Raw genomic sequence first — 26755 nt, forward strand, 5'->3', positions numbered from 1 at the left:
TTAGGGATTGGTTTATGTATATAAAAAAGACAAAAACTGCTTCAAGTCATAAAGCAGTTCTACGATGCACTTATTCACAAATGATTACTTTCCCTTTTCAGCACTAGTTAATCACACTGATCAAATGCATAATATCTTCATAAATTTGTTCCTGATACTGATCATCGCAGCATTTATTGTAATCTTCGATTAACCGGCCGAGTTCTTTTAGGAATATGAGTTTTTCTTCTTCATTTATCATGGCACATTTCTCCTTAATAGGACAAAAGTTGTGTGTGGTTAAATTTAGCATACATTTATTCTAAAAACAAAGAAAAACTTTCTGGTACGTTATTATATTTTACAAATGTGGAGAAACTATGCACATGCACCGTTAAAATACATAAATTTCTAAGTTGCCTACTATTTGAAAGGAGACCGCATGCTGCATAATATTTTCAGGCTTTTGATGGTAGTGTTTTCATGGGCATCGCTGCTTCTGTATCCACGGCGTGCCTTCAAACGATTCCTTCCGGTTACCCTGTTTGTTACCGCAATGGTGTCAATTCTATTGTTATTATCAAAACCTTACAGGCTGTGGAAAGTAACTGGCGGCCTTGGCACAAAGCTTTTAAATGACCTTTCCTTCACCTTCGGTCCTTTTTTTGCTGCGAACCTTTGGGTGTTCAAGCTTGCCTACGGCAATATATGGCAGTATCTTGGGGTGAACCTTGTTATGGATTTTATCCTCGCCTATCCAGTTAGTGCTATCTTTAGGAAGATGAATATCTATAGGCTGGAAAAGCTTCAGCCTTTATACTTTTTCAGTACAATATATTCTTTTGCGATTTTAGCATACGGTTTTCAATACTTTTTTAGAGAATCCAGACGATAATTTGTCTGGATTTTTCCTTTTTTGTAAAAAATAAAGGAATTCCTTCCCTGCTAGGAGTATTTTAATATAGTCAAATAGTAACAAGGGGATGGAATATTTGTGGAATTAGTTAAAGGAATAATAAAAAGTATCATAACCTGGGCCATTGCATCTCTGTTCATAATCTTCATAATCTTTATCCCGAGAGATGTCAGCTATGATAGCACCTCATCTGGTGTTTTTATCGATGCTGAATACCAATATTCATTCAATGATCATTTAAATGAAGTCGCCTTTTTTTTTAGAGATGCTTTAGAAAATAAGTCTCTGGGAGATTATTCTCTGGATTATACAGTTAGTGAGATTTTGACCATGACCCTTCAAAGAAGCGCCAAGACTGTTATCCCCGCTTTACTGATCGGGTATGTTCTCGGTATTCTGAAGGGTATTTGGGACCACCGATTAGGTGGAAGTAAATGGGGTGGATTTGGTAAGGGGACTACATGGTTTTTCCTTTCGCTGCCCGATTTTTTCATTGTCATCACTCTTCAAATCATCCTGATGGACTTATATTACAAAGGTTTAATGCCACATATTGATTTATTTGGCAGCGACGACAAAGACAATGCTTTGATGCAGATTGTCTACCTGATGGTCTATCCAATATTTTATACGGCGGCAATTACATCTGCTGCATTAGAAGAGGAAATAGGAAGAGATTATATCCGTACAGCAAGATCCAAGGGGATTAAGGAGAGAGTTATAATTTATCGTCATGTACTAGCGAATATAAGAATACAGCTGATCCGCCACTTTAATACAATTGTCCTGTATATATTGTCCAACTTGTTTATCATCGAGCGATTTGCAGATTATCAAGGGGCCGGTTATTTCTATCTTAAAACAATTTACCTAGGCCCTGTTTTTGCAGTAGGAAGTGACCGGAACCTTGGAATGCCAACGCTGGCAGTGGCATATACATTGATTTTCACCGGCGTGATTCTGATTGTCCATCTTATATGCTTGATCGCTGTTTATAAATCAACACCCTATGACATTGGAGATAAATTATGAGAAATATACCTTTAATCATTGGAATCATCTTGTTCACTGTTTATTTAATCTTCGCTTTTGCAGGACCGTCTCTTCCCTTTATTGATTCATCCTTAAAGGAAGAAGTTATGCGAAAGGATGCATCTGGTCACTTGTCAATCCCTCCTTACCCGCCTTCCTCTGAAAACTGGCTTGGGAGTGACAAGTGGGGCCGTGACCTGCTAAGTTTACTCGTTATTGGGACAAGAGAAACATTAATTCTGGTGTTCTTGATAGCAGGTTTAAGATACTTGCTTGCCTTGCCTCTTGGCGCAGCTGCTGCAAATATTAAGTTTTTTAGATGGTTACTCGATAGCTGGAATTATTTTTTATCCTTCATACCGCCAATATTTCTGGTAGCACTAGTTTTTGGCATCCCCTTCATCTATTTTTCAAAGAATTTGTTTCTTTGGTACGTGATAATTTTAGCGGTTATCGAAGTGGGGCGTGTTGCTGAATTGATTCGCAGCCAATTAGCTGAACTTTCTTTGAAAGAATTTGCAGAAGCGGCACAAACCTCCGGAACAAGCAAGTTTACGATGATAGGTCGCCATTATTGGCCTCACCTTCGCCCCCTTATCCTTACTTCCTTTGCGGCTGATATGGGCAGAGTGATGTTTTTGATGGCACAATTAGGAGTCATCCAGATCTTTGTCAGCAGAAAATTCGTGTCAACATTAAATGGAGGCTATGAGAATATCACTACTTCTATATCATATCCAGTGCTGCTGCAAGGAATTTTGACAGATATTTGGGTCAGCACCTGGATTCCCTACTTTACCGTATTGTTCATTTCAGTGATGATCCTCACTTTTTTCCTACTGGCAGAAGGACTGAAAAGGTTTTTCAAAAGAAAGTATCGAATGAGTGTAAACTAATAAAGAAAACCTTTCATCATAATATGAAAGGTTTTCTTTTTATTCTACAGTCCGCTCTTCATAAATAAGCTTTAAACCTTTTGTATTTTCGATATACCCAATCACCGGTTCAATTTCATTACGCAGTTTAGGTGTTAAGGGCAATTCAATGACATTAGATCCATAAGTGAATATCATCTTTTCAGGGACAAGTGTTCCGCCATCTTTTTTATTGATTTGTTTTATTTCAGTGATATTGTCCCACGAATAGGCTGTTTTATTAATTTTCCAGAGTTCATCATAATACAGGCCACTGCGGTCCATATAATAGTAATTATCAAGGGACAGGAAGCCGCCTGCTGCCGTTACCGCCACAATAAATAAGGAAAGAACACCTGTAATGATTGCCCTCTTTTTTGATGCATAAGATTTGAATAGATAGATGGCGACGAAAATTAATAAAACAGGAATGGTCAAAAGCATGGCGACCATAGTTATGTAGCTTGAGACTGGGCTGTCAAAAAACCAATGTGTTTTTTTTAAATAAAATGATTGATGAATGAAAGTAACCAGAAAGATGCCAATTGGAACAGCTGCAAAGATAAGAATGATGGCAGCTGTAATCAATAAACTTCCGGCTCTGTCGCTATTTTGTTCTCTCATTTCGGAATCCCCTTTTTCTTTATCTCTCTAATACACTTATATATTCAACAAAAAGTAAAAATTTCCCTCTTTAATTTTGTAAAAAAACCACTTCGCGGTGAAGTGGTTTGACATTCTTTTCTGTTAAAACAGTGGTTTATACGATGTTGTATGGCTCTTTGGCAAAGTCAGTACCCAAGGTAACAGCTTTCGGATAAAGCAGTCGGATTATATATCAATGCTGTTCTTTTACTTACGCAGGTTTTCTGTATCCTTTAACCGATTTTGCTGATCGGGTACCCTGCCTTGATCCTTGAATTCATCAACTTTGTTTTGCTGATTCATTTTTTCTTTTTCATATTTGACCAGATCCTGCTGATTGTTATTATCCTGTTGCATAATGCTCCCCTCCAAATTTAAAGTTTAATTTTCTTTTCCCTATAAATCCACTGACAAACACAGATTTAAAAACAAGCTTTTAAAGAAATTAAATTTCTAGAAGCCTGCCTGTACACAGGTTTAGGGAGTCAACAAGGTTGGTAATGTATATTATGGTAAATTTTCATACATCATGTGATTCAAATACAGAAAGGAAAATGTCAGATGAGAGAAATTACAGTAACAGTGGATTATAAGGGAAAAAATTATTTAACAAATGTGATTGCACATCGTGACACTTCTGAGGAAGAAGTAATGAAGTTAGCACGAGAGCAAGTCTTAAAGCAATGGACAATATAGATATGAAAAGAGGATGTTCTGCGAGAGCTGAACATCCTTTTTTGATGGATAAAATTGCGCGATATAAATGAACATGGTTAAAATTAAGATTTGATTGTGGGCTATGACGAGGGGATTTTTCAAATAATTTGAGTTGTGTGCATCTGGTATTGCACTGTGTACATCTTATTTAGTCAATATTAAATTTAAAATTGTTCGCAGATTGTTGGCGAATGGCCGCAGGCAAATCTTTTACAGCTAAAATGAAGATGCCTGCGGCCGGCAGCCTCGTGACTTGGTCCGTTTGGGAGTGTCCTTGTGAGAAACCAATTTAATTAGGCTTTGGCTGCCCTCAGCTAGATTTCAAATGAGCTGAATTGCATTCTACTCGGTACATTTCAAAAATATAGACCGGGGAAAATTAGAGAAATATCCTGTTTTATAGTCGGACCAGATGGAACATGTTCTCTAATTTTTTTAAATGATTTAAAGATTACCTTGCCCATTTAGTAATGGTAATCCTTGTCCCTGAACCCGGCATTGAATCAATGTCAAATGTATCCATTAATCTTTTTACACCGGGAAGACCAGCTCCCAGACCTCCCGAAGTTGAAAATCCATCCTGAAGCACCATGCGAATATCATTTATTCCGGGTCCATCATCTGCTGCCGTTATCTGGATTCCTCTTCGTCCATTCTCTTCAAGCACATTGATGGTTATTTGTCCGCTTCCCGCATACAGGTATATATTTCTTGCGAGCTCGGAAATAGCAGTTGTAATTCTTGCCTGATCCACTCCGCCAAACTGGAGTTCTTTTGAAACTTCTCTCCCCTTTTGCCGGGCGAGCACTATATCGAATTCATTATTTATACTTATTAAAATTGGTTCTGTCATATGGCTAACCCTCTAACAATTGGCTTAATATCGTAATTCCTTGTTCAAGATCCAGGGCAGTATGGACATTGTCCAATGTTATGCCAAGTTCGATCAAGGTAATTGCAACAGCAGGCTGTATACCTGTCAGAACAGCCTTAGTGCCCATTAGACTTGTCATTACTATGACATCCCCTAACACTTTGGCAATGAAGGAGTCAATCATATCTACAGAAGTAAGATCAATCACAACCCCTTTTGCACTCGTGTCTTTTATCTTATTTAGCAAATCCTCCTGGAACGTCAAAACTGTCTGGTCATCTAATTCAACCTGTATAGAAACTAACAAATAATCCTTTAATTTTAATATAGGAATTCTCACTTTACCTATGCCTCCAAATCATTAAACTCACCGAAATCCACTATGTACAAATAGACTGAATCGATCTTGAATGATTTTTCCATACTTGCACGTTAGCAAATAAGTTTTAATTGGATTATACGCTAAAATCCAGCATTGTTTCAAATTTAAACTCGTGAGACATAATATTTAGGTAATATAAGGAAGAGAATAAAATATCAGTTTAAAAAAACAAACAAACCTCCTTCGAGGAGGTATGCGCGGCTTTAAAATGGGTATGGGTTAAAAAGTGGTCCTTGCTCATAAATACCGAGGTTTACACAGGTCAAAGATAAAAGAGCCTAAAACCCATGCAAATACATGGTCTCATGGGCCTTTTTTCTATAGCTTTCTTTTGATGTAATATTTTTTGAAATATTTTTTAAATTCTGCTCTAATATTTGCGTTTAAGTTTAAAGTGTGAAAAAGGAACCAAAATCTTCTGGACAATCAAAAAAATAAGCCCGCTAAAGCGGACTTATTTTTTTATACATTTTTTTGAATCAGCTTATTGGCTAATTGGTCCATCTGCTGGCCATTACCCGTTTCATTGGCTGTGGAGGCAATTTGGCTAATGATCTCACTGCTCTCCGGATTAGTAGAGGTTGTTGAGTGATAGCCAGTTCCATTAGTAGAGGAGGCTTGATTTTTCATTCCGCCTGTCAGCTCTCTCGCAAATTCCGTCAAACCTGCAGATACTTGCCTATTGATACCTGTATCCATATTGGTATTTTGAAAAAGCTGCCTCATCCCGCCCATTCGGTTCCTGAATAAATAGGCAGCTGCAGCACTGACTGCAACACCCATTAACGAATAGCGCATGCTTCGGTTGCTTTTCCTTCTATATCCGAAAGTTTTCATAAGGTTTTGAGGAACATTTGATTTCATCAAAGTTGAAATCCATGCGGATCGATTCATTCGGCAGCACCCCCGTTTAGATTAGAGGATATAATAACTACCCTCCATATTTATTATTGGATTCTTTGGGGCCAATATTCCGGAAATCATTGTCATTGTGTTTTGTCAGATTAAATAAGGCTTTACAATGTCAATTGCAGCCTGTAATTTTTCAGCGTTCTTTTTGTACATTTCTTTAGCCTCTTCTGAATCGGTTTCGAGTGAAAAGAGCTCCAAATCTGCCTGGCACTTATTCAGCATAGCCAGAAGCAGTTTTCTTGGCTGGGGTGACGGGACTTGAAGCTGATCATCATATGTATCGATGGTTAAAACGCCATAAGAATCAATTTGTCCAATGAAAACGTTATCGAGAGTCACACCAAGGTTCGCCAGTTCAATATCAAGCCAACCACGATTTTTTCCTGCTGAAGTCAAAGAATCATGCAACACTTTTCCATCCATTATGACAGTTTGACTTTCTTTTTCCGGTGCGACTGCAATGTTGAGATCTTTGGGCGTTAAAGGCTGAAGTTCTTTTTTTAGCAAGACACTTAAATCACCTTTCGGCTCAAGAACTGCAAATTCAACATCAGCTGTTTTAAAGACATTCTTTTGGCGCAATAATGAATTTAGCTCATCGATTGTATATTTTTCCTTTTTCATATTTTCTTCAAGGACCTTCCCATCTTTAATCAAGACGGTTGCTTTCCCCTCTACCGCATCTCGAAAAGCTTTACTTTTAATGGAAGCGACATCAACAAAATAAGTAAATGCTCCAAAGATGGCGATTGCTAACACGCCATGGAACATATTGCCGTCAAGTCCCATAATTACCTCTCCGGCAATACTTCCTATAGTGATGCCAGCAACATATTCAAAAAATGAAAGCTCTGAAAGCTGTTTTTTTCCGCCAATCTTTGTGATTGCGAACAAGGTTACAACAAATAAAAAAGACCGGATAATAATTTGCGTCCATTCAGACATGAAAATTCACTCCTAAGCTACCCTTTATATTGAGGCTCCTCTACTTCCAGCTGGTTTTTTCGTGCTTCTAAGTCTTTTTTAATTTCTTCCATCACCAGCATTGTTTCATGAAATACTCTGCTGGCTTCCTCTACAGTTGAATTTAATGCTAGTGATGAAAGCTGGGCTTCGATGCCTTTAATGGTGGATAAGCATTGATTTACATTCGCTGCAACAGTCATCTCTGGTTCACCTCTTAGGTACAGGAAAAGGGCTGGCTGCACCAGCCCTCCCTGTTTTTAGGATTTATATTGCGGTTCTTCCTGCTCAATTTGCTGAAGCCTTGGCTGGATACTGTCAATAATCGACTGCGTTTGAGCCGCAGCTTGCTGGTAAAGTTGTTTTGCCTGTTGGTTTTCTGTACCAAGCGCGAAGGTCTCAAAGCTTGCCTGTGCACTTTTTAATCCTGCAATTGTTTGTTTTACCTGTGCTCCTACTGTCAAATTGATTCCCTTCTTTCAAGAAAATTTGGTACTATTTTAGTATTGCTGTTTTTCACCGGATTATTACTCGATTTACTTTGTAAAATAAAAAGCCATTGGCAGGAATGCCAATGGCTATTTTTCATTAACAATGACCCTTGTATTATAAAGTCCATATCCATTTTCCCACTTTGCATGTATTTCCATCGCGTAATCCCCTGCCAGGATGTCAATTTCCGAAAAGTTGAGAACAGACCCTGCAAGGCTTTTATACGCAAGAGAACCAGTTTTCATATCCCATAAATAGCATCTCACCGAAACAGGGTTATTTTCAAAGCTTAGTTTTAAATAATCAGTGGATTTCATCAGAATCGGTTTATCGTTTTTTACCATTTCTATCGGATCAGTATAAGATGAAGCCTTCGCTGACCGGCCCCATTTTTCAAGTGAATATGTATCTGCTTCTAGAACCGTCCTGTCATGTGCTTTTTCAAGCTTCAGGATATAAGGTCTGGGCGTGTAGTTAGTGTAGGCTGACCAGCTCAAGAAACATAATAGTGACATTAAGATTAATGTGATCCACCATACGGGTTTTTCCACTTCTCCGCCCCCTGAACCTTCATGATTACATACCAATAAGTAGACGGTTCAAGAATGGGGAAAGTTTCAAAATTCATTGAAAACTTATTGTGTGTCTTACAAACTTTGCAATGTAACTTTTCTTACATGCAGATTTTCGCTGGGGAATTATAATGTACTCAAAAAAGCATGGTGATATTATGATCAATCAAAGTGTAATGAACAATGGGCAACCACTTTTCGCTGATTACAATAAAAATCCTTATATCGTGATTTGGGAAGTTACAAGAGCATGCCAGCTGCAATGTATTCATTGCAGAGCAGACGCCCAGAATAAACCTGACCCTTTTGAGCTGACAACAGAAGAAGGCTTTGAACTGATTGACCAGATTTTTGACATGGACAATCCGATACTGGTATTTACAGGCGGTGACTGCATGATGAGGCAAGATCTTTTCGACCTGGCTGAATATGCAGTGAAAAAAGGAATGAGGGTTTCAATGACACCAAGTGCAACCGCTAACGTTACAAAGGAAAAAATGCAGCGTGCCAAAGCTGTAGGTTTATCCCGCTGGGCCTTTAGCCTTGATGGCCCGCGACCGGAAATCCACGATCATTTTCGCGGAACTCCAGGTTCTTTCGAGTTGACGATCGAAAAGGTTAAATATCTAAATGAATTAAATATGCCGCTTCAACTGAATACGGTCATATCTAGATATAATTATGATTACTTGGAAGAAATGGCCGAACTGATGAAGGAAATGAAAGTTGTGATGTGGTACATATTTTTCCTAGTCCCAACTGGACGAGGCCAGCTCGATGCATGTTTGACGCCTGCACAGCATGAAAAGGTATTTCGTTGGCTGTATGAGCTAAGCAAGACTGCTCCTTTCGATATTAAGACAACAGCTGCTCAGCATTACCGAAGGGTTGTCTATCAGCAAAAAAACCGGCAACACAAAATTGCCGGAACGACGATTCATTATCAGGATACTTTGACGAAGGATATGGCATCACAAATAGATGGACTTAAACGGGCCCCTATGGGTGTAAATGATGGTAACGGGTTTGTATTTATATCGCATACTGGGGATGTGATGCCATCCGGCCTGCTCCCTCTTGTCTGCGGGAACGTCAGGGAACAGAACCTTGCTGATATCTATAGGGAATCAATTATTTTTAAAGAGCTTAGAAATCCCGACAACTATAAAGGTAAATGTGGTGTTTGTGAATATCGCTATGTTTGCGGAGGCTCACGGTCGCGGACTTATGCCGTGACAGGTGATTATTTGGACAGCGAACCCTTTTGCGTATATATACCTGAAGCTTTGAGGAAAAAAGAAACAGTCAAATAAATTAAGTGGGCATATTTTTGAGTTAGCATTTAATTTGTTCTCGGTGAATGAAGAGTCTGATTCTAATTTTGACATATTCATGACATTGTTGTTTACTGTGATATAAAGCACGGAGCTGTGACCGTCCTTCGTTTTAAAATATAATTAACGAAAGGATGGTGCAATTATGACAATCTCGATTGAACAAAACGCATTTAAATGGTTTGAAAAGGAATTTGATTCTCCTAAGCCGTTTTTCATCCGCCTTTATCCACAATACGCAGGATTCGGGGACAAAAATAAAGGCTACAGTCTGGCATTTGCACTTGAAACCCCTGCTCTTGCAGTACAGCAGCAGGAAATTGACGGAATTACCTTTTTTGTTGAGTCAAACGACTCTTGGTTTTTTGATGAAACAGACGTTGAAATAAAATTCAGTGAGATGAACCAGGAAATTTTCGCTTCCTATCGTGAAACTCAATAATATTTTAAAAAAAGCAGCGAGCCTCAAAAAAAGAGGCTCGTTTCTATTTACATTTCCTTCGGTGCTCTGATCCCAAGCAGTCTAAGTCCTTCCTCAAGCACAATATTCACCGAAAAAACCAATGCCAGGCGCATTTCTTTTTCAGGATTTTCCTCGAGAATCCGGACTTCGCCATAATACTTATTGAAAGCTTGTGATAGTGTGATGATATATTTTGCTATTAATGAGGGATCATAGTACTCAGCTGCCCTTTTGATGATGCCGGGAAACTCTAGCAGCTGGGTTATGACAGGCCACTCAGCTTCACAGCTTCCTGTAAAGTAGGTATCAGAAACCTCATTCCCAGCTTTCCGAAGAATGGAATTGGCACGTGCATTTGTATACTGAACATATGGACCTGTTTCTCCTTCGGCCTTTAGCATATCATCAAGGGAAAACTCAATATCATTCATCCGGAAATTTTTGAGGTCATGAAAAATGATCGCACCAGTACCAACCATTTGGGCTGCTTCTTCCTTGTTCCTTGAACCCGGGTTTTTTGCATCGATATTTTTAAGTGCCAATTGAATCGATTCATTCAGGACATCTTCGAGAAGGACTAGTTTTCCTTTCCGAGTAGACATTTTCTTACCATCCTTGAGAATCATCCCAAAAGGAATATGAATGATGTTTTCAGCCCATTCATATTCCATTTTAACCAGTACAGACTTCAGTTGTTTAAAATGAAGGCTTTGTTCATTTCCTACAACATAAACTGATTTGGCAAACTGGTAGTTGTCGTATCTGTACTTCGCTGCTGCCAGATCTCTAGTTGCATACAATGTGGCTCCATCTGATTTTTTTATCAGACAAGGGGGTAAATCACTTTCACTCAGCATGACAACTCGGGCTCCCTCGGACTCTTGCAAAAGGCTTTTTTCTTCAAGGATTTGAACGATAGCATCCATCTTATCATTATAAAATGCTTCTCCAGCGAAGGAATCAAATTCGATGCCCAGAAGTTCATAGATTCTCGTGAATTCTTTCAGTGATTCTTCCCTGAACCATTTCCATAGTTCTATTGCTTCATGATTTCCATCCTCAAGCCTTTTGAACCAGTCCCGCCCCTCCTGCTCAAGCTCAGGTTTTTGCTGCGCCTCCCGATGGAACTTTATATAAAGTGCAAGCAATTCGGCAATTGGGTTATTTTTAACCGCTTCCTCGCTTCCCCAATGCTTAAATGCTGTTATCAGTTTGCCAAATTGAGTTCCCCAATCACCCAAATGATTAATCCTCACTGGTTTCCAACCGGTTTTTTCCAAGATAAGGGCAATTGAATTTCCGATCACTGTTGAACGGAGATGTCCCATTGAAAAAGGCTTGGCGATATTCGGAGATGACATATCTATCGTTATATTGGCATTCTCGCCGATATTTTGATACCCATATTGATTCTTCCTTTTGCAAATAGCCGAAAGAACCTCATAGGTTACTGCAGGTTTATTCAGAAATACGTTAACATAACCACCTACTGGCTCCACTTTTGAAAAAATCGAGTCATCGGCCGAAAGTTTACTGCTGAGTTGTTCAGCTATTTTTGCAGGGTGTTTTTTCTTCATTCTTGCCAGTTGAAAACACGGAAAGGCTAAATCTCCCTGGTGCAGATATTTAGGTTTTTCTATAAGCTGCTCAATTTCTGCAGCGGACTGTATTTCATCTAGACCAGCAGCAATCCTCGCTGCGTATTGCTGTTTATAATTCATGTCCATTCCCCCTCTGAAAATAAAAAACTCCCGTCTCTAAAAAGAGACGAGAGTCTAATCCCGCGGTACCACTCTAATTGTTCCTAATCAGGAACCTGCTTGCTTTGATAACGGAACCATCATTCCGGCATTCCCTACTGACTTCAGGAATGCATCTCAAAAGTGCGCTTCATTATCCCGTCCTGCCAGGCTTCCACTCTCCCCGGCTCGCTAACAAAGACATTGAATAACTACTCTCTTTTTCATCGATTGAATATTTTTACCATTATATGACAAGGTTGTTCTTGTTGCAAGGATTATTTCGTCAGAAGCTTTGATTGAAACAGTTGGGTAGGGCGATTCCTGGAATCAAGTTCTTCTGTATAGTTTCCGTCCGTGTATTTATTGATTATCTTGCGCCAAAATGCTGTTGCTGGCTTGTTTTTTTCTACCTGAGTGACACTCCAAGTACCAGGGAACAGGTTGAAGATCTTTGAACTGGCATCCTGACCAAGTCCCTGACGGCTAAATTTTCTCATAATGAAGAATTCACGAATGATATTTGGTGCTCCTTCCGTTCCGGCTTCGATTAACGCGAATCCCGCCAGCTCACCTTTGTATTCGATAAAGTAAGCGTGCAAATCCGGATCGTTCCAATAGGCTGTCAAGTCAAACGGAGCAAAGCTGCCATTTTCCTCGAGCCTGATGTCCTGAAACATTGTGAATTCATAAATATAAAATTGCATGATATTATGGAGAATTCTTTCATCCTCCTGCTTAACAGGCACTAAGTTGATCAATCATCCTGCTCCTCTCAAAAACAGCTGTTAGATCTCTTTTTTATCTTGCATGATGGCAATTGTTTTAAATTTGAATATATAAAGTCGTATTAAACTATCTGGCTTTTACTGTTTAATTTTATTCGCTGTTAGAAACTAAAAACCCTTTTTTAAAAATCAACATTGGGATATTATAGTATCTTTATTAAAGGCTCTTTTCTTATAATTTGTTGCTATTCTATATATATTTTGAAAGAGAACTCCCATTTTTATAAAAGGTAACCCTATGTTTTTAAAAAGGGCTTTGCAGTAAAACGCTGTTGTTTTCCGTTCCAGGGGCTTCGCTTTCCTCTGAAAAATTATGAAAAAGCCCAATTGCCGGCTTTTTCAAGAGCAAATTTTTCTTGGGGCGTGCGGTGAGCCTCCTCGTCGCTTTAGCTCCTGCGGGGTAAAATGACCCTTCTTTTCGGGCCATTTCTACCTAGGTCTCACCTGTCCCGCTCCATCCCGAAGGAGTCTGCGCGCCTGGAACGCAGTGTAACAGGATTTTAATTCAACATTGATGAAGGCCACAATCTTTGCGAAAATGCTTTATTAAAAAAGGGTTCGAACCTGTCTTATTACTGCACTACTCCTCCTGCTTTGGATACGAATATTCAAATGTTATCATCTTTCCATCAAGTGTAATTTTCACAATTACATACCCCGTAACAGACTCGAATGTATAAGATTTCCCTCCGCCCTGCTTTTCTCTCCATTCTCCTGTTGATTTGATTTTTTCGAGGTATTGGCTGAATTCTTTTTTGCTCACTTTTTCCCAAGTATATTTCTCTGTATTTTCCCCGTATTCGTTGACCGGTTCTATTCCAACAGGATATGGAAGAGTATCATATCCGTGTGTAACGTACAACTGTTCACCATGTTTGTAAGGGGTACTGCCTTTAAAATTCAATGAGGCAACCAGCTGAAAGATTTCGGCATAATCGATTTTGGGGTAATCGAAGCTAAAATGGGTAATATGTTCTCCCGCTGTAACTAAAAAATGGTATCGAAGACTGACATCCTGCATTTTTACATGTTCGATATATAATGTGGTTGGGTATGGGAAGTTCTCCATTTCTTTCACGAGATGTATGGGTTTGTTTCTGAAAATATCCGTTTTTTTGCTGCTGGTTACATCCTCAGCATAACCAACCTGGGCTGAGACGTTTTTTTTATAGAAGATATAGCCTTCCCCGTCTTTCTCACTGTACACTTTTTCCAGTTCCCATGTGAAATCCGCCTCGTTCGCTGTTTCCGAATTTGAAGATCCAAGCTTTGGCTGAGCTGACTGCAGATGCAGGAGAGTACCTGCAGAGATAATCAGAAAAAGGCTGGTAAGTACAATATACTTCCAATCAAAGTCAGTCTGCCGCTTCCTTTGGGAAGATTTTGTTCTGATTGTTGCAAGTATTTTGCTGCGTGTTGCGGACTTTTCAGTCTCAGCTGGTTCCACCTTTTTTAAAACTTCCCATTTATCTTCAGGATGATTGTTCATTATCTCTCCCCCTTTCCATGCCATCCATTTTCCTCAACGCAGCTATTGCGCGGGATAATGTTTTCCTCACCTTAACATCGCTGCAGCCAAGGATTTCAGCTATTTCCTTTGTTGTACATCCTTCAATATTTTTCAAAGTGATGACGAGCCGATATTCCGTTTTCAGCTTTTTGATGTTCACAAGCAATTGCCTTACATCATCCCGATTGAAAATATACTGTTCAATATCAAAGGAAGAAGGAATCTCTTTCTCACCTGTTAATACAGTGAAAATTCTTTTGCGCCTCCTCTTTCTGATCTCATCGAGCACCACATGCCGGGCAATGCTGAATAACCAAGTTTTTGGACTAGATCGATTCTCGAAACGCCAGATTCCCGTATATGCGCGTACAAATGTATCATGGACTAAATCTTCACAGGATTGCCGATCGCCAAGCATAAACAGGATAAAGCGATAAATGTCGCCGTAATAGCTTTGATACCATTCCATTAATTTTTTTTCCTCGTTTTGTTCCACTCCTATTCCCACCCCATTTCCTCCACTAGTTATCAGTCGTGTGTGATAAAAAAGTGTGACAGTTATTTTGAAGAATTGGATCTGTAAAAGAAATGAGCCCTCGCATTATAGAGGACTCATCAGGGTCATCAATATTCTTCTAGCTCCCAAGAATGGATAAATTCGATGCTTCCTTTAAGAGTTTGAGCTACTGGGCACCCTCTTTCAAACACCGAAAGTGCTCTCTCGGCAGCTTCTCTTTTGCCTGAAGGGATTTTGACTTCAAAGTGGCAGTAGATTTTCGTGATTTTTAACACACCTTCAGGGGCTTGAATTACTCCTTGTACATTTGCCTTAACCTTATCAGGAACAGCAGGGATTTGGCGCGCTTCCAGCGCACCAGAAAGTGTCCCCACCAGTCAGCCGCCTGCCGCAGCAACAATATGGTCTAACGTTGATGGATATTCCTTGTCGGTTTCAACCTTGTAAAACTCCTTGACTCCACTATGAACTCCATAAATGATTGGTTCAGGGAATCCTTCAATTACAGCTTTCTTGACTTTATTCTTTGTATCAACCTGATAAACATTGATATCAGTTAAGTGAATAGTATTGGTCATTTTATTTTTCCTCCTTGGTTGCCATGAAACGTTTTTAAAATGAAATCCCGGTCAGGCACCTTTAGTTTTTCGTAGGATAACAAGAACCGGGTATTATCATAAGCTGCTTTTTTGAGGTGAACTTCCATACCTTCAGTATTAACTTCCACAATAGCGAATAATGCGGCTGGCTCATCGGTGCATCCCAAAGAACCGGGATTGACAAATAGTGTCCTATCATTCTTAAAGTAATGGACTGGGTGATGATGACCGAAGAAAATTGCCTGTTCTGTCCGATTGAAGAACAGGGTCTCTAAGTTTACTAATGAAGGATTCTCAATTGAGCTGAATGGATCCTCGCTTATGTGATGTGACTCTCTTCCAGGCCGAAATTGATAATGGCAAAATAGAATTGAGTGCTGCTCTATCTCCCTCTCAATAATCCTGGGGAGCTGTTCTATTTTGGGGATAAACGCTGGGTCGAGCCGTTCAGCAATCCACCTATGATGCTCCCTTGCATCTAAGTGGCTTTCAGGATATTTTTCCCCTTTTAGTAATGCCAGGATGGCTTCATCGTGATTGCCGGTTATCATGGATACATTACGCCTGGCGAATAGCATGTCAAGTACCTCATTGGAATCCGGGCCAATCCCGATCATATCCCCAAGGCAGTAAATATGGTCAATCGCCTCTAAATTATCTATTTCCTTTAATATTGCCCTTAAAGCATCTGAATTCCCATGGATATCGGTTAAGACGGCAAATTTCATAGTTTCTACCTCATTTGTATAAGTGATTGCAAAAGAATAATAGCTGTGCTCCAAATAATCACTGCAGATATTTTATTGAGAATAGCCAGGAATTTGGAGGACTTCCCCAACCGTCCTGCTTGTCTGCCGACAAATGCAAGCAACAAAAACCAAATCCATGAGGTAAGGATGCAGGCCATTGTAAATGCAATCTTTGGATTACCTGAGTAAGCGATCGAACTTGTTCCGATCACGCCGATTGTGTCCAGAATTGCATGAGGATTAAGCAGCGACACTGAGGCTGCGTAGGCTATCTGTTTTTTGGGTGAAAATGACTCTCTTCCTGCTGATTCCCCTGCTGGTGCTGACCGCCATGTGATTATGCCCATATATAATAAAAAGATAAAACCGCCAGCAAGAAGTAAAGTTTGCAGCCAGCTGATTTTTAGAACAAGGACAGATATTCCTAAAACCGCCATTAATATCAAAATTGTATCGCAAAGGGATGCTGTTAATACTACCGGCATTGCCCTTTTAAAGCTAGGCTGCAATGCTCCTTGATTGAATACAAACACATTTTGAACTCCTAATGGAAGTATCAGGCCAAATGCTAAAATAAACCCATGGACTGCTGCTGTAATCATTCTATAAAACCTTCTCTTCTAACTTTTCTCAAAATCTCGTAAAAAAAAGCATGTGCCTCAGACATATTGTTAAAGCAAACCTGACTGCCCAGTTTCATAATAAATTAGATTAGCTAATGTTACTTTACTAAAACTTCTGCGAAAATGATGAAATTCCTTTCTGAAATTTAATTTTGCCCCTAAGGAATTGCACCGAATTTGTTAGACATCAAACTATAAAAATCTGGACGTGGAATCTTAATGGCAGCTAGATTGATTCTCGGTCACAATGCCAAATGCCTTATCATTTCTGAAAGGTATTTTTATAACGATTTTAGTCTGCAGTCCTAAAGGTAATTAAACATTCGATATAGAATATTCTTTTAGCAACAGTTAGGAGGCAGTATTATGAATTCGGAAACTTTAGCAATAAATAAGAAAAGCTGGGATCAAGCTGCACCCCGCTTTTTTGGAAGGACTTCATTGCCTGAATATGGTCCATTTGCACCTACAGAAGATGAATTGAATTTATTCGGTGAAGTTGCTGGTTTAAAAGTTCTTGAGGTGGGCTGTGGCAGCGGACATTCTTTGAAGTATATGGCTGAGCGCAATGCTGCCGAATTATGGGGACTGGATTTGTCCAGCACTCAAATTAAAACGGCGAAAATGCTGTTGCAGGATGAAGAATCTAATTTATTCGAATCACCTATGGAGACAGATCTCGGCTTGCCTAAAGACTATTTTGATATCGTATACTCCATTTTTGCACTTGGCTGGACGACGAATCTAGATCTGACTCTGCACAACGTCTATACCTATTTGAAGCCTGGTGGCATTTTTATTTTCAGCTGGGAACATCCCCTTTTTAGCAGAGTGAAAAATAGTGAGAATGGACTGTTGTTTGCAAAGCCTTATCATGAGGAAGGCAGCTACGCGCACGAGGCATGGGGCGAGCCAGCGTTCATGCAGCAGTATAAAGTAAGTACATATATAAATAAGCTGGTCAGCACCGGCTTTAAAATTCAAAGTATGATAGAGGATGTCCGATTTACGGACGAATTAAAAACAAGACATGAAAACCGGTGGTATAATGAAGCAAAGGTTTCCGCGCTGCCCACTACCATTATATTCAAGTGTGTAAAATAGTGGATGATATACTTAATAGCTACTGATATTTAATAGGGAAAAATCAGTTTAGTAAAACCGAAAGCTGGCCAACTTTGACCAGCTTTCCGCCTTTCTTGTGTAAATTATCTTTCTGCCCTTTTTTAAAAAAACATCTCAGATTCACTTTAGCAAAAGATCAAACCTCTTTCCTTTTAAACAATTTGTCAGCTAGCCAGATCGCTAATACGCTGACTAATCCAGCGAAAATTCCGGCATATATCCTGCTTCCCCACGTTATGTAATGGTCCGCGAACGTTGTCACGGTTGCGACAATGAACCCAATAAAGATGATTTGGGATGCATTCCTAGGGTTTCTCAGCTTGAGCATCGATGTTCCTCCTTGCAAAGTTTCTCAGCAAATCTAAATCTGCCTGATCAATATGTATAGGTTCCAGCAAATCCCAAAGCATGATGTGAGTGGTTTCTGCATTCTCAATAAAAGGGGTCAATTGTTTGACTGAAGCGTAAAATATAGGATTATGCTTGATTTTATTGGCAGATCGATTCTGCTGCCGGGCAATTCCTTTAAATGCGAGGTCAATTATCTCCTGACCTGTCTCTTCTAACAATTCCCGTTTTGCACATTGAAGGGCCGTTTCCCCATGTTCTCTTTTTCCGGCGGGCAATTCCCATTGCTGTCGGAAGCGATTAAAGCATAGAAGATATTTTCGATTACATTCAATTATTACAAATGACCCTGACAGTGGTTCATATTCATATAAATCCGATGACTTTAAACTTAGATACTCGATGAATTCCCAGCCATTATTTTGAGTCGTGACCATGAATGACTCTCCCGTTTTCATCTCTGATCCGCTGGCCAAAATGGACATGCCAGTGCATATGTTTATTGCTTTGATAATCTCCAATATTCGTAGAAATCGTGCATGCCCCATATTCCTCATTCAGGATGCCAGCTGCTTCTTTAACAACCTTGAGGACGTCAGCCAATATTTCAGCTTCTTTATCGGTTACCGTTAAAAACGACTGAATATGCTTTTTCGGTATCACAATAATATGATGTTCATAATATGGCCTGGTATGGTAAAATGCCAGACTATGTTTTGTTTCAACCAGTTTGTGAACCACAGTCTTACCTGGAAGCACTTCATCACAGTAAAAATCCTCTTCGTCCTTGCCCATGTCTCTCCCCCATTGAATAAAATTGATATCAGTTTTGTATTCAGTCAGTCCTTCTGGTTACTGATTTAGACTGGAATTTCAACTGCCACCCATATAATCCAGCGTGTTTTATTCGAATCTTTTTCTAAATAAAGCAGTCCACAATTCAGAAGTGCCAAAAAGACCTTCAGTTTGTTCAACATCTCTCATTTTTCTTATCTCAACGGCTTCAAAATCATGAAAAATGCTTTTAAGTTTTTCCTCAGTAAAACCCAAACCGCCCCTCAGGCTTTTGACTCTATATACATCCCAATCTGAAAGGTCTGAACCGCCAAGGGCACCACCCAGGACAAAACAGGTTACTCCAAATACACCGCCTGGTTTCAATGCTTTATTGACAAGTTCCACATAGGCAATCCGCCGATGTGGAGCTATATGATGAAGACAGCCTGAATCATAAACAAAATCATATGTGCCTTCATTTAACACTATGTCGAAAATATTATTTTGAATAAAATTGATGTTGACGCCTTTTTCTGCTGCTCTTTCCTTCGCCCATTGCAGTGCTTCAACAGATTGGTCAACCGCATCTACTTTACAGCCGTTCTCGGCGAAAAAGATGGCATTTCTTCCGGGACCGCAGCCTAATTCAAGAACATTGCCAGGCCGTACTTGGCCGTTTTTAAAGTATTCAGCTGCATTCTCGTCCGGCTCATTTTTAAAAAAGGGAATTTTCCTTTGGCGATCAGAATAAAACTGATCCCAGTTGAAAGTTGATTCCTCCTTTAACAAACTGTCGAGCATCATTAATAAATCATCATAGCTATAGATTGTTTCTTCCATGTCGCTCCCCCTATTTATTGCGTTCTAACTGGTGAAATAAGATGGAAAAGTCCCGTTGAGCTTGCTGGCTGTATCATTAATGGCTTCATGGTGCCGGTAAAACTAAGCGTTACCTGTTCCTCAGCAACTGCCCTTAACGCTTCACTTAAAAAATTTCCATCAAGAGAGATAACAAGCTCCTTATCTCCCAGAATATATTCACATTGCTGCTTTTCTTCAATTTTGCCAATGTCATTTGAATGGGAGGATATGAACAGAGATGTCCCCTCTTTTATTTCGAGCTTAATGTGGTTGTTCCTTAAATCACGTGCAAAAAGAGAAGCCCGTTCAATCCCATTTAAAAATTGCTTTGCATTAATTCTTATAATCGTATGTAATTCTTTTGGGATTAAAGCAGATAATTTTGGGTATGTTCCCTCAATCAGTCTTGTGTAAAGAGAAATGTTTGGCGATTTAATGATCAGAGAATTGTCAGAGACATATACAGTGACATTCCTTTTTTCATTCTGAAATTGCCTTACTATTTCTTTTACAGCTGGAAGCGGGATAATGCATGTTCCTTTAAATCCAATCTTCATTTCCCTTTCTTTGAGAGCCAGCCGGTGAGAATTGGTAGCTGCACAAATAAGCTTTTCTCGGTCCAAGGAAAATAGTACTCCTGATAATACCGGCCTGCTGACATTGACGGCTGCTGCATAAGATGTTTGTTTGAACATGTCGATAAGCTCGCTGGCAGGAATGATAAACGATTGCAAATAAGCGGCATCCGGTAATTTAGGGAAATCCTCTGCATTAAAGGCATTCATTTGAATATGTATATCACCTGACTGTAGGCTCACTTTAGTCAGATTAATCGAAGTGACCGTTAGCCTGCCTGGCATCTTTTTAACAAGTTCAATGAGATATTTAGCCGGGACAACTATACTTCCTTCCTCTAAAATCATGAGGTCTCCATTCAAATATTTTGGAAGAATGGTCTCGATAAAAATAGTAAGATTGCTTGTAATCAATGTTAAGCCCCTTGAATCGGCAATCAATTTGACTCCGTTCAGCAATGGCAGTTGATCATTATTAACAGTAATTTTGCAGATGTCAGCAAGTGCGCGATAAAACAAATCACGACAAATAGTAAACTTCATAAAAACATCCCCACTATTTCGACCTACTAGTTTAATTCGACATTAATATGGAAAACCCTTGGAAAAACACTGAAAAAGCGGCCTTCTTTAATAGAAGTGCCGCTTGAAAATGACTTTTTATTTCACTTTTTCCTTTTGCAGTATCAGTTGAATAACATGCCCCATTCCGGTATGGAGTTCGCCTTCTCTTCTCTCTTGTTCGCCATAGAAAAAGTGCAATATTTTAAATCCATGACTCCATTTTAGTAAGTCTGAAGGGTCATAGAGCATTTCAACTGTTTTAGGTCCGCCGGTTTTATAACGTAATTGGTCCTCGGAGTAAACTTCCAACATAACAATGGCCGATGGTTTAACAGTTGAAACCAGCTTGTCAAAAACGGTTTTTTGATCCTTTTTTTCAAAATGGCCAAATACCATAATTGCTCCATCAAACTCTTCAAGAGGGACCTCATCCTGAATTAAATCCTTTTGTGCGGTATTCACCTTAACATTTGAATGTTCAGCTAGTGCCTTGGTTTTGGAAAGGCCATTTAAAGCGTAATCATATGCCGTGACTTTATGCCCATTTTGAGCCAGGAATACTGCATTCCTTCCTTCACCTTCCGCAAATGCAACGATGTTATCGCAATTTTTTAACACCGAAACCTTTGATTGTATAAATTTGTTTGGTTCCTTTCCATAGACATATTGTTCAGCACCGAATCTTTCATTCCACGGATTTCCCATTTCATCACTCCTCTTGATTATTATACCCTTTACCCTTTTTTTAGTATGATAAAAGGACCCGGGGCTATGATAATCAAATAAGGGTATGTATGTTTGTAAGGAGGTAATTTTCATGAAAGAATTAACGTCCATGGAAGAGGTAAAAAGCTTGATCCAAAACCATGAGGTCAGTTTTATCTATGTGCTGACTGACAGTTGAAGTGTCTGTCATGGGTTGCTTCCTCAGGTTGAGGAAGTGATGGTGGAATTCCCGAAAATTGAAATGGGACTAGTCAATGCCGGGAAGGTTGAAGAAATTGCGGGATTCCTGATGGCATTTACGGTGCCAGTTCTTGTCCTATATGTAGACGGCAAAGAATATTTAAGAGAAGCCAGGATCGTTCATGTAGAGAATTTCAAAGAGAAAGTCGCTAAAATTTATAATGGAGTGTTCGGTGAATAAGAAGACAAAGCTGCCTGGGGTTACTCAGGCAGCTTTGTTATGGTAGTTTCCTCAATAATTTGCCTTGCAGCGCCTGTATATATCTGATTGCTGATTTTTGTACAGATTCATGGGCATTAGCCTTTATAATTTTATGGAAAGCATTATAAAGCCGGTCAAAACGCAAACCCATTACCTTCGCTGCCATTTCTTCAACCTGTGCAGCCGGCAGAGGGATCAGATTCGGATAACTGTACATAAAGCTTACCCATTTTCGGTCGGCTACGACCTGGATTATGTCACCGGTGAGAAGAATCCCTTTCTGATTGGCATCATTTTCCCAATGGCATACGGAGCCACCATCAAAATGGCCGCCAAGCCGATATAATGTCAGTCCTTTTGCAAGCTGGATTGAGTCCCCTTTCCAGAAAATGATCCTCTCGCTTTCCCTTGTCACCCATTGTCGGTCCTTTTCATGAATATAGATGACTGCATCGAATTGTTCCGCCCATTCGATCTGCGCTGAATAATAATGAGGATGAGACAAAGCGATGGCATCAATCCCGCCTAGCTCTTCAATGCTTTTTATCGTGTCCTCATCCAGAAAAGTAATGCAATCCCACAATAGATTAAACCCGCTATTTTGGATCAGATAAGCTGTCTGCCCGATTGCAAAGGATGGGTAAGTCGTAATGCTCGTCAATCCGGCTTCCTCATTAATTATTGTATTAGAAAAGTTCCCTGAGTTCTGCATGTTTTCAAGTGTAGTCCATGATTGACCATCCGGATGCACATATTGTCTTTCATCTTCGCAAATCCTGCATGAAAATGGTACTTCAGCAGTAAGGCCATATTGCACTCCACATGTATTGCAGATAAAATGCTCCATTTAATAATCTCCCCTCAACCATTTGATAAACCTATTTTATTAAAAAGGTATTGTTATCACATCGGAAAGATGAAGGAACACAACTACAACTTTAGACTGACTTTACCGCATCACCGCACTGGGGGTCTGACCCCCAGTGCGGTGATGCGGCAGTGAGATGATATATTTCTATTTCTATTCGAATGTGTAAAATACATTCTTTTCCTGCTTTAGTTAGGTATCATTTGTGTTTTCCAATACAAAATAACAATTGTATTGTGAAAATCCTTTTTTGTAAGGAGTTACTATGAATCTTGATATGATAAGGAGTGCTGTTATGGGAATTTTAAGCGGAAACCCGAAGGATGAACCGATGCATTTTGGCGAGATTTACGGGACATGGACACACCTTTCTGTTAATCATGGTTTGATCGCCGGCTATCAGACGTTCATAAACCATATTGGCGATGAGGATCTCAAAAAGCTTGTTCAGGAAGCAATCGAGGCAATGAAGGAAGAAAACCGTCAGGTAGAAGAATTATTAAAAGTTAATGGAATCGCCCTTCCACCGGCTCCCCCTGAACGTCCTGTCGCGCACATTGAGGATATCCCGCCGGGAGCACGTTTTACTGATCCGGAAATAAGTGCAGCAGTGTCAAAGGATGTAGCTGAAGGCCTGGTGGCTGCAGGTACGATCATTGGGCAGGCAATCCGGGAGGATATCGCCGCAATGTATGGCCAATTCCATATGGCCAAAGCCCAGTTTGGAGCTAAAATGCTGAAATTGAATAAAACAAAAGGATGGCTCGTGCCGCCTCCCCTGCAGGTTAAATCAACTGAGCGAGCATAATAATATTATGTAAACTATTGCTGGATACATTTGTGCCAGTTTCACGGATACCATCTGAAAATGATTAAAAGCAGCAGTCGATATATAGACTGCTGCTTTTAATTAATTTTTCCAAATTCTCTTATTCTCCACCCTTTTCGTATACCCAAGTGCATCAAGACGCTCCAGGAAAGGAATCATATATTTCCGTGATAACTCCAGTGCTTCCTTTGCTCCTGACACTTCAAATTCAGGTCCAGTCTGGGCCTTCAGCTTCTGTACTGCCTCATTAAAATAATCACCGTACCATGCATACTGATCATCTAAAGGAACAATTATTTCCTGATCTTCAAGGAATCGTTTCAGCTCCACTACGAGCGCATCCGGGATACCAGCATTTTTTATGTAATCGTCCAAATAAGCCACCTTGAAACCGTCTTTCTTAAGTTCATTCAGCAGGTTTTCTGTCCGCTTTTCCCAATTTTTCGGAACATGAGGTTCAAAACTGGCAAGGGCAATAAATTGCTCCTTCCTCGAAAAAACCCCTTTACTGATACCTTTATCAATGATGAATTCAATTAAAGTTTTAGGGAACATTTTTTGAAGAGACTGCAGCAGCTCAGCCTTGTTCATGCCCGGGCGCATAGAATTCGCACCATGATAATCTTCCAACTTATCCTTTATATCTTCTTCTATCAATTCTGCCAGTGATTGTAAGCTGTATTCCCTGCTCGAAATTTTGATGAATTGTGGATCCTCTAGATTGGTCATCAGCGTGTCTTCATCTAATGCAGTACGTTTAATCAGCTCCTCAATCGGGAGGCTTTTCGCTTCGTAAAGTGCTGCATGGATACGTTCTGCTGGAGATCCTTCTTTTTTCTTTTCGAGCTCCTCAATCGTCTGCTGCCCGAATCGATACTTGTTTCCACGTGGATCAATAACCCAGCCGCCGCCTATCGTTTCCTGCGGGCTTGGTCTCCTAAGGATAAACCGGTCCCCCCGTTTGGTGACTATTTTTTCATCCAGTCGAAGCTGGCAGAGGATTTCTCCGTTTTCTTCTTTTAATTCATTCCGGTCGAAGAATACAATCCTGCCCATTACTTCTGCTGTACCGATATGGCATTTAATCGGAGTCCGCTGTTTTACAAGGTGTTCCAGATCCTCTACAATTTTAATGGCCACGTCAATCGTATTTGTCTCAATAAAGTGATCTGAGGATACGAGAACCTCACCCCGCTGAATATCATCTCTTGATACTCCTGATAGGTTGATGGCAGTACGCTGGCCGGCAAAGGCCATTTTGGCTGGCTTATGGTGGACCTGAAGCTGCCTCGCCCTGACTTCTGTGCCTCCAGGCAAGATCTTCAGAAGCTGCCCTTCCTCCACTGTCCCCTCATATACCGTTCCTCTGACAACTGTTCCTTGTCCTTTAACAGTAAAAACCTGGTCGACCGGAAGCCGGAAAGCTCCCTTTGCATCCCGCATCTCCTGCTCCTTCAGAGTTTCGATAATCAGCTCTTTCAGTTCTTGAATTCCTTTTTTGGAAAGGCTGTCGACCATCATGAAGGGTGCTGTCTCAAAAACCGTTCCTTCGAGTTCTCCGAGAATATCATCCTTCACCAGATCGGCAAACTCTTCATCCACTCGGTCAATTTTCGTTATGGCAATGATGCCTGCTCGAATTCCAAGGAATCGCAGGATATCAAGATGCTCTTTTGTTTGAGGCATAACCCCTTCATCTGCCGCAACTACCAGGACAACCAGATCGATCCCGGCAACACCTGCAATCATCTGGCGAATAAAGCGTTCATGCCCAGGGACATCGACTACAGATATTTGTAATTCTTCATCCTCATATAACGGAGCGAATCCAAGTTCTATTGATATCTGTCTTTCTTTTTCTTCCTTTAGCCTGTCCGTATCGACGTTCGTCAGCGCTTTTGTCAGCGAAGTTTTCCCGTGGTCAATATGTCCTGCCATCCCAATCGTAAAATATCTCTTGCTCAAAAGTGACACCTTCTTTATTTTCGCTATAAAACTACTCTAACTTTAAACAGCGTATTGTTCAAGAAACGAAATTCAGAACATTTTTGCTCCAATGGCACCACTGTATTCTCCATTTTTTAAAAATACGGTCTCAAGATTTGACATGTTCCCATATTTAGCAAGACTTTCTTTCAATGCTTTGTTTCCTGATAAGGTACTGCCAATAAAAACCGCTTTTTTGATATTGTGCAACATGGCAGCCTGCCCAGTGAACAATATTATGGTTTCTGAAAGAAGATTCATAAGAGATGCAGCTACATCCGGAACAGAATGATGTTCACCAGCAGAAGCCTTGGCAAAGTTGCTTGCTGTCAAGTCTCCTGGAATAGGCGGGGTTTCAGGCTCGTATATATCTTTAACCATCATGTCGATATTTTCCCTATTGCCCTGTAAAGCAAGCTCTGTCAGATTCTCATAATTACCGATATCCGCTAAAAGTTTGCCAAGACCCATAAGAGTCCCTCCGCCAAACCCGCTGCCTAGAATGCGTTCGGATTTAGTCTCATCCATTATGAACCACGACGTCCCGGTCCCAATGTTAACAAGCAGCATTTTCTCATTAAATGTTATATCATAACTATCCATCAAAAATTTGGCCCCATTACAGGCTGCAGTGAATTCATCAATTAACTCTGCATCAGGAAAGTAAAGTGACTTTACTTTGGCAGCCCTGCCTCCAGTCAGCATGATCCTCTTGCTGAAAGAGAACATCTTCAGCCAGCCCATCGCTGACTCCATTTCCTCTGCTGGGTAGTTTCGATAAAGCAATCTGCCATTCTCTTCGTAGGCAATCTTTATGAGAGTTCCGCCTGCATCTATTCCTATACTGCTGTTTGGCATTGTAACCGCTCCTCTCCTCTCTTGAGCCTTTATGTCTTATTTTACTTTTCCATCTCCATATAAAGCAAAAGAAAGG

The 26755-nt window shown here is 40.1% G+C and carries 35 protein-coding genes and 1 other annotated feature; of the genes, 9 read left to right on the top strand and 26 right to left on the bottom strand.

Annotation, left to right across the window (positions count from 1 at the left end; translation table 11 throughout):
- The first annotated feature begins 421 nt into the window (after positions 1–421).
- From AC3EBE_RS09775 to AC3EBE_RS09785, 3 genes are all read left to right on the top strand, one after another.
- Positions 422–874 carry a hypothetical protein gene (locus AC3EBE_RS09775; protein ID WP_488594838.1) on the top strand — a complete coding sequence of 151 codons (453 nt, stop codon included), beginning with the start codon at positions 422–424 and terminating at the stop codon, positions 872–874.
- Between the two features lie 99 nt (positions 875–973).
- On the top strand, positions 974–1927 hold the full coding sequence (locus AC3EBE_RS09780; RefSeq protein WP_488594839.1) for an ABC transporter permease subunit: 954 nt from the start codon (positions 974–976) through the stop codon (positions 1925–1927).
- Positions 1924–2823 carry an ABC transporter permease subunit gene (locus tag AC3EBE_RS09785; protein WP_488594840.1) on the top strand — a complete coding sequence of 300 codons (900 nt, stop codon included), beginning with the start codon at positions 1924–1926 and terminating at the stop codon, positions 2821–2823. The genes AC3EBE_RS09780 and AC3EBE_RS09785 overlap by 4 nt, the downstream gene beginning before the upstream one ends.
- Before the next feature lie 39 nt (positions 2824–2862).
- Here AC3EBE_RS09785 and AC3EBE_RS09790 read toward each other — a convergent pair whose 3' ends face one another.
- Positions 2863–3465, bottom strand: coding sequence for a hypothetical protein (locus AC3EBE_RS09790; protein WP_488594841.1), 603 nt, complete (start codon positions 3463–3465; stop codon positions 2863–2865).
- A gap of 228 nt (positions 3466–3693) precedes the next feature.
- Positions 3694–3843, bottom strand: coding sequence for a hypothetical protein (locus AC3EBE_RS09795; protein ID WP_488594842.1), 150 nt, complete (start codon positions 3841–3843; stop codon positions 3694–3696).
- 204 nt (positions 3844–4047) lie between these two features.
- Between AC3EBE_RS09795 and AC3EBE_RS09800 the strand changes: the two genes are divergently transcribed.
- Positions 4048–4182: a BA3454 family stress response protein gene (locus AC3EBE_RS09800; RefSeq protein ID WP_488594843.1), complete on the top strand. Its 135-nt coding sequence runs from the start codon at positions 4048–4050 to the stop codon at positions 4180–4182.
- A gap of 472 nt (positions 4183–4654) precedes the next feature.
- On the opposite strand, the gene AC3EBE_RS09805 is transcribed toward AC3EBE_RS09800, so the two are convergent.
- The 7 genes from AC3EBE_RS09805 to AC3EBE_RS09835 form a co-directional block, all read right to left on the bottom strand.
- Positions 4655–5056 carry an anti-sigma regulatory factor gene (locus AC3EBE_RS09805; protein WP_488594844.1) on the bottom strand — a complete coding sequence of 134 codons (402 nt, stop codon included), beginning with the start codon at positions 5054–5056 and terminating at the stop codon, positions 4655–4657.
- A gap of 4 nt (positions 5057–5060) precedes the next feature.
- A complete protein-coding gene (locus tag AC3EBE_RS09810; protein WP_488594845.1) occupies positions 5061–5417 on the bottom strand; it encodes an STAS domain-containing protein in 357 nt (118 codons plus the stop codon).
- A gap of 504 nt (positions 5418–5921) precedes the next feature.
- A complete protein-coding gene (locus AC3EBE_RS09815; RefSeq protein ID WP_488594846.1) occupies positions 5922–6353 on the bottom strand; it encodes a hypothetical protein in 432 nt (143 codons plus the stop codon).
- 105 nt (positions 6354–6458) lie between these two features.
- The gene (locus tag AC3EBE_RS09820) at positions 6459–7316 is read right to left on the bottom strand and encodes a DUF421 domain-containing protein (RefSeq protein WP_488594847.1); all 858 of its coding nucleotides are present in this window, start codon (positions 7314–7316) and stop codon (positions 6459–6461) included.
- A 17-nt stretch (positions 7317–7333) separates the two neighbouring features.
- Positions 7334–7579: a DUF1657 domain-containing protein gene (locus AC3EBE_RS09825; RefSeq protein ID WP_488594848.1), complete on the bottom strand. Its 246-nt coding sequence runs from the start codon at positions 7577–7579 to the stop codon at positions 7334–7336.
- Between the two features lie 15 nt (positions 7580–7594).
- Positions 7595–7798: a DUF1657 domain-containing protein gene (locus AC3EBE_RS09830; protein WP_488594849.1), complete on the bottom strand. Its 204-nt coding sequence runs from the start codon at positions 7796–7798 to the stop codon at positions 7595–7597.
- Between the two features lie 114 nt (positions 7799–7912).
- On the bottom strand, positions 7913–8377 hold the full coding sequence (locus tag AC3EBE_RS09835) for a hypothetical protein (protein ID WP_488594850.1): 465 nt from the start codon (positions 8375–8377) through the stop codon (positions 7913–7915).
- Positions 8378–8556: 179 nt separating this feature from the next.
- Between AC3EBE_RS09835 and AC3EBE_RS09840 the strand changes: the two genes are divergently transcribed.
- Both AC3EBE_RS09840 and AC3EBE_RS09845 read left to right on the top strand, forming a co-directional pair.
- A complete protein-coding gene (locus tag AC3EBE_RS09840; RefSeq protein ID WP_488594915.1) occupies positions 8557–9711 on the top strand; it encodes a TIGR04053 family radical SAM/SPASM domain-containing protein in 1155 nt (384 codons plus the stop codon).
- A 166-nt stretch (positions 9712–9877) separates the two neighbouring features.
- On the top strand, positions 9878–10174 hold the full coding sequence (locus tag AC3EBE_RS09845; RefSeq protein ID WP_488594851.1) for a HesB/YadR/YfhF family protein: 297 nt from the start codon (positions 9878–9880) through the stop codon (positions 10172–10174).
- A gap of 47 nt (positions 10175–10221) precedes the next feature.
- Here AC3EBE_RS09845 and argS read toward each other — a convergent pair whose 3' ends face one another.
- From argS to AC3EBE_RS09885, 8 genes are all read right to left on the bottom strand, one after another.
- Positions 10222–11916, bottom strand: a complete 1695-nt coding sequence (gene argS / locus AC3EBE_RS09850; protein WP_488594852.1) for an arginine--tRNA ligase — start codon at positions 11914–11916, stop codon at positions 10222–10224.
- Positions 11917–11955: 39 nt separating this feature from the next.
- Positions 11956–12171, bottom strand: a binding site (T-box leader).
- A gap of 41 nt (positions 12172–12212) precedes the next feature.
- Positions 12213–12695: a GNAT family N-acetyltransferase gene (locus AC3EBE_RS09855; protein WP_488594853.1), complete on the bottom strand. Its 483-nt coding sequence runs from the start codon at positions 12693–12695 to the stop codon at positions 12213–12215.
- Positions 12696–13302: 607 nt separating this feature from the next.
- On the bottom strand, positions 13303–14211 hold the full coding sequence (locus tag AC3EBE_RS09860) for a hypothetical protein (RefSeq protein WP_488594854.1): 909 nt from the start codon (positions 14209–14211) through the stop codon (positions 13303–13305).
- Positions 14195–14740 carry an RNA polymerase sigma factor gene (locus tag AC3EBE_RS09865; RefSeq protein WP_488594855.1) on the bottom strand — a complete coding sequence of 182 codons (546 nt, stop codon included), beginning with the start codon at positions 14738–14740 and terminating at the stop codon, positions 14195–14197. Before AC3EBE_RS09865 ends, AC3EBE_RS09860 begins: the two co-directional genes overlap by 17 nt.
- A gap of 116 nt (positions 14741–14856) precedes the next feature.
- On the bottom strand, positions 14857–15123 hold the full coding sequence (locus tag AC3EBE_RS09870; RefSeq protein WP_488594856.1) for an OsmC family protein: 267 nt from the start codon (positions 15121–15123) through the stop codon (positions 14857–14859).
- A gap of 3 nt (positions 15124–15126) precedes the next feature.
- A complete protein-coding gene (locus AC3EBE_RS09875; protein ID WP_488594857.1) occupies positions 15127–15327 on the bottom strand; it encodes a hypothetical protein in 201 nt (66 codons plus the stop codon).
- Positions 15324–16076: a metallophosphoesterase family protein gene (locus AC3EBE_RS09880; RefSeq protein WP_488594858.1), complete on the bottom strand. Its 753-nt coding sequence runs from the start codon at positions 16074–16076 to the stop codon at positions 15324–15326. Before AC3EBE_RS09880 ends, AC3EBE_RS09875 begins: the two co-directional genes overlap by 4 nt.
- Before the next feature lie 5 nt (positions 16077–16081).
- A complete protein-coding gene (locus AC3EBE_RS09885) occupies positions 16082–16699 on the bottom strand; it encodes a LysE/ArgO family amino acid transporter (RefSeq protein WP_488594859.1) in 618 nt (205 codons plus the stop codon).
- Positions 16700–17086: 387 nt separating this feature from the next.
- Here AC3EBE_RS09885 and AC3EBE_RS09890 point away from each other — a divergent pair, with 387 nt between their 5' ends.
- Complete coding sequence (locus AC3EBE_RS09890; RefSeq protein WP_488594860.1) at positions 17087–17824, top strand: class I SAM-dependent methyltransferase; 738 nt, start codon at positions 17087–17089, stop codon at positions 17822–17824.
- 157 nt (positions 17825–17981) lie between these two features.
- Here AC3EBE_RS09890 and AC3EBE_RS09895 read toward each other — a convergent pair whose 3' ends face one another.
- The 6 genes from AC3EBE_RS09895 to AC3EBE_RS09920 all read right to left on the bottom strand — a co-directional run bounded on the left by AC3EBE_RS09895 (position 17982) and on the right by AC3EBE_RS09920 (position 21675).
- Positions 17982–18173 (bottom strand): hypothetical protein, encoded by a 192-nt coding sequence (locus tag AC3EBE_RS09895; RefSeq protein ID WP_488594861.1) that lies wholly within the window; start codon positions 18171–18173, stop codon positions 17982–17984.
- The gene (locus AC3EBE_RS09900; RefSeq protein WP_488594862.1) at positions 18151–18630 is read right to left on the bottom strand and encodes an NUDIX domain-containing protein; all 480 of its coding nucleotides are present in this window, start codon (positions 18628–18630) and stop codon (positions 18151–18153) included. The genes AC3EBE_RS09895 and AC3EBE_RS09900 overlap by 23 nt, the downstream gene beginning before the upstream one ends.
- A complete protein-coding gene (locus AC3EBE_RS09905) occupies positions 18611–18988 on the bottom strand; it encodes an HIT family protein (protein ID WP_488594863.1) in 378 nt (125 codons plus the stop codon). Before AC3EBE_RS09905 ends, AC3EBE_RS09900 begins: the two co-directional genes overlap by 20 nt.
- 108 nt (positions 18989–19096) lie before the next feature.
- On the bottom strand, positions 19097–19810 hold the full coding sequence (locus AC3EBE_RS09910; protein ID WP_488594864.1) for a class I SAM-dependent methyltransferase: 714 nt from the start codon (positions 19808–19810) through the stop codon (positions 19097–19099).
- Between the two features lie 14 nt (positions 19811–19824).
- Positions 19825–20949, bottom strand: a complete 1125-nt coding sequence (gene dnaN / locus AC3EBE_RS09915; RefSeq protein WP_488594865.1) for a DNA polymerase III subunit beta — start codon at positions 20947–20949, stop codon at positions 19825–19827.
- A 117-nt stretch (positions 20950–21066) separates the two neighbouring features.
- Positions 21067–21675: a class I SAM-dependent methyltransferase gene (locus AC3EBE_RS09920; protein WP_488594866.1), complete on the bottom strand. Its 609-nt coding sequence runs from the start codon at positions 21673–21675 to the stop codon at positions 21067–21069.
- A 235-nt stretch (positions 21676–21910) separates the two neighbouring features.
- Between AC3EBE_RS09920 and AC3EBE_RS09925 the strand changes: the two genes are divergently transcribed.
- On the top strand, positions 21911–22117 hold the full coding sequence (locus AC3EBE_RS09925) for a thioredoxin domain-containing protein (RefSeq protein WP_488594867.1): 207 nt from the start codon (positions 21911–21913) through the stop codon (positions 22115–22117).
- Positions 22118–22154: 37 nt separating this feature from the next.
- Here the strand turns inward: AC3EBE_RS09925 and AC3EBE_RS09930 are convergent, their stop codons facing one another.
- Positions 22155–22985 (bottom strand): MBL fold metallo-hydrolase, encoded by an 831-nt coding sequence (locus AC3EBE_RS09930; protein WP_488594868.1) that lies wholly within the window; start codon positions 22983–22985, stop codon positions 22155–22157.
- 316 nt (positions 22986–23301) lie between these two features.
- Here AC3EBE_RS09930 and AC3EBE_RS09935 point away from each other — a divergent pair, with 316 nt between their 5' ends.
- Positions 23302–23814 (top strand): DUF3231 family protein, encoded by a 513-nt coding sequence (locus tag AC3EBE_RS09935; protein WP_488594869.1) that lies wholly within the window; start codon positions 23302–23304, stop codon positions 23812–23814.
- 102 nt (positions 23815–23916) lie between these two features.
- Here AC3EBE_RS09935 and selB read toward each other — a convergent pair whose 3' ends face one another.
- Together selB and coaW are read right to left on the bottom strand one after the other, a co-directional pair.
- Complete coding sequence (gene selB, locus AC3EBE_RS09940) at positions 23917–25773, bottom strand: selenocysteine-specific translation elongation factor (RefSeq protein WP_488594916.1); 1857 nt, start codon at positions 25771–25773, stop codon at positions 23917–23919.
- Between the two features lie 99 nt (positions 25774–25872).
- A complete protein-coding gene (coaW, locus tag AC3EBE_RS09945) occupies positions 25873–26679 on the bottom strand; it encodes a type II pantothenate kinase (protein ID WP_488594870.1) in 807 nt (268 codons plus the stop codon).
- Between the last annotated feature and the right edge of the window lie 76 nt (positions 26680–26755).

This window comes from Mesobacillus sp. (assembly GCF_057785455.1).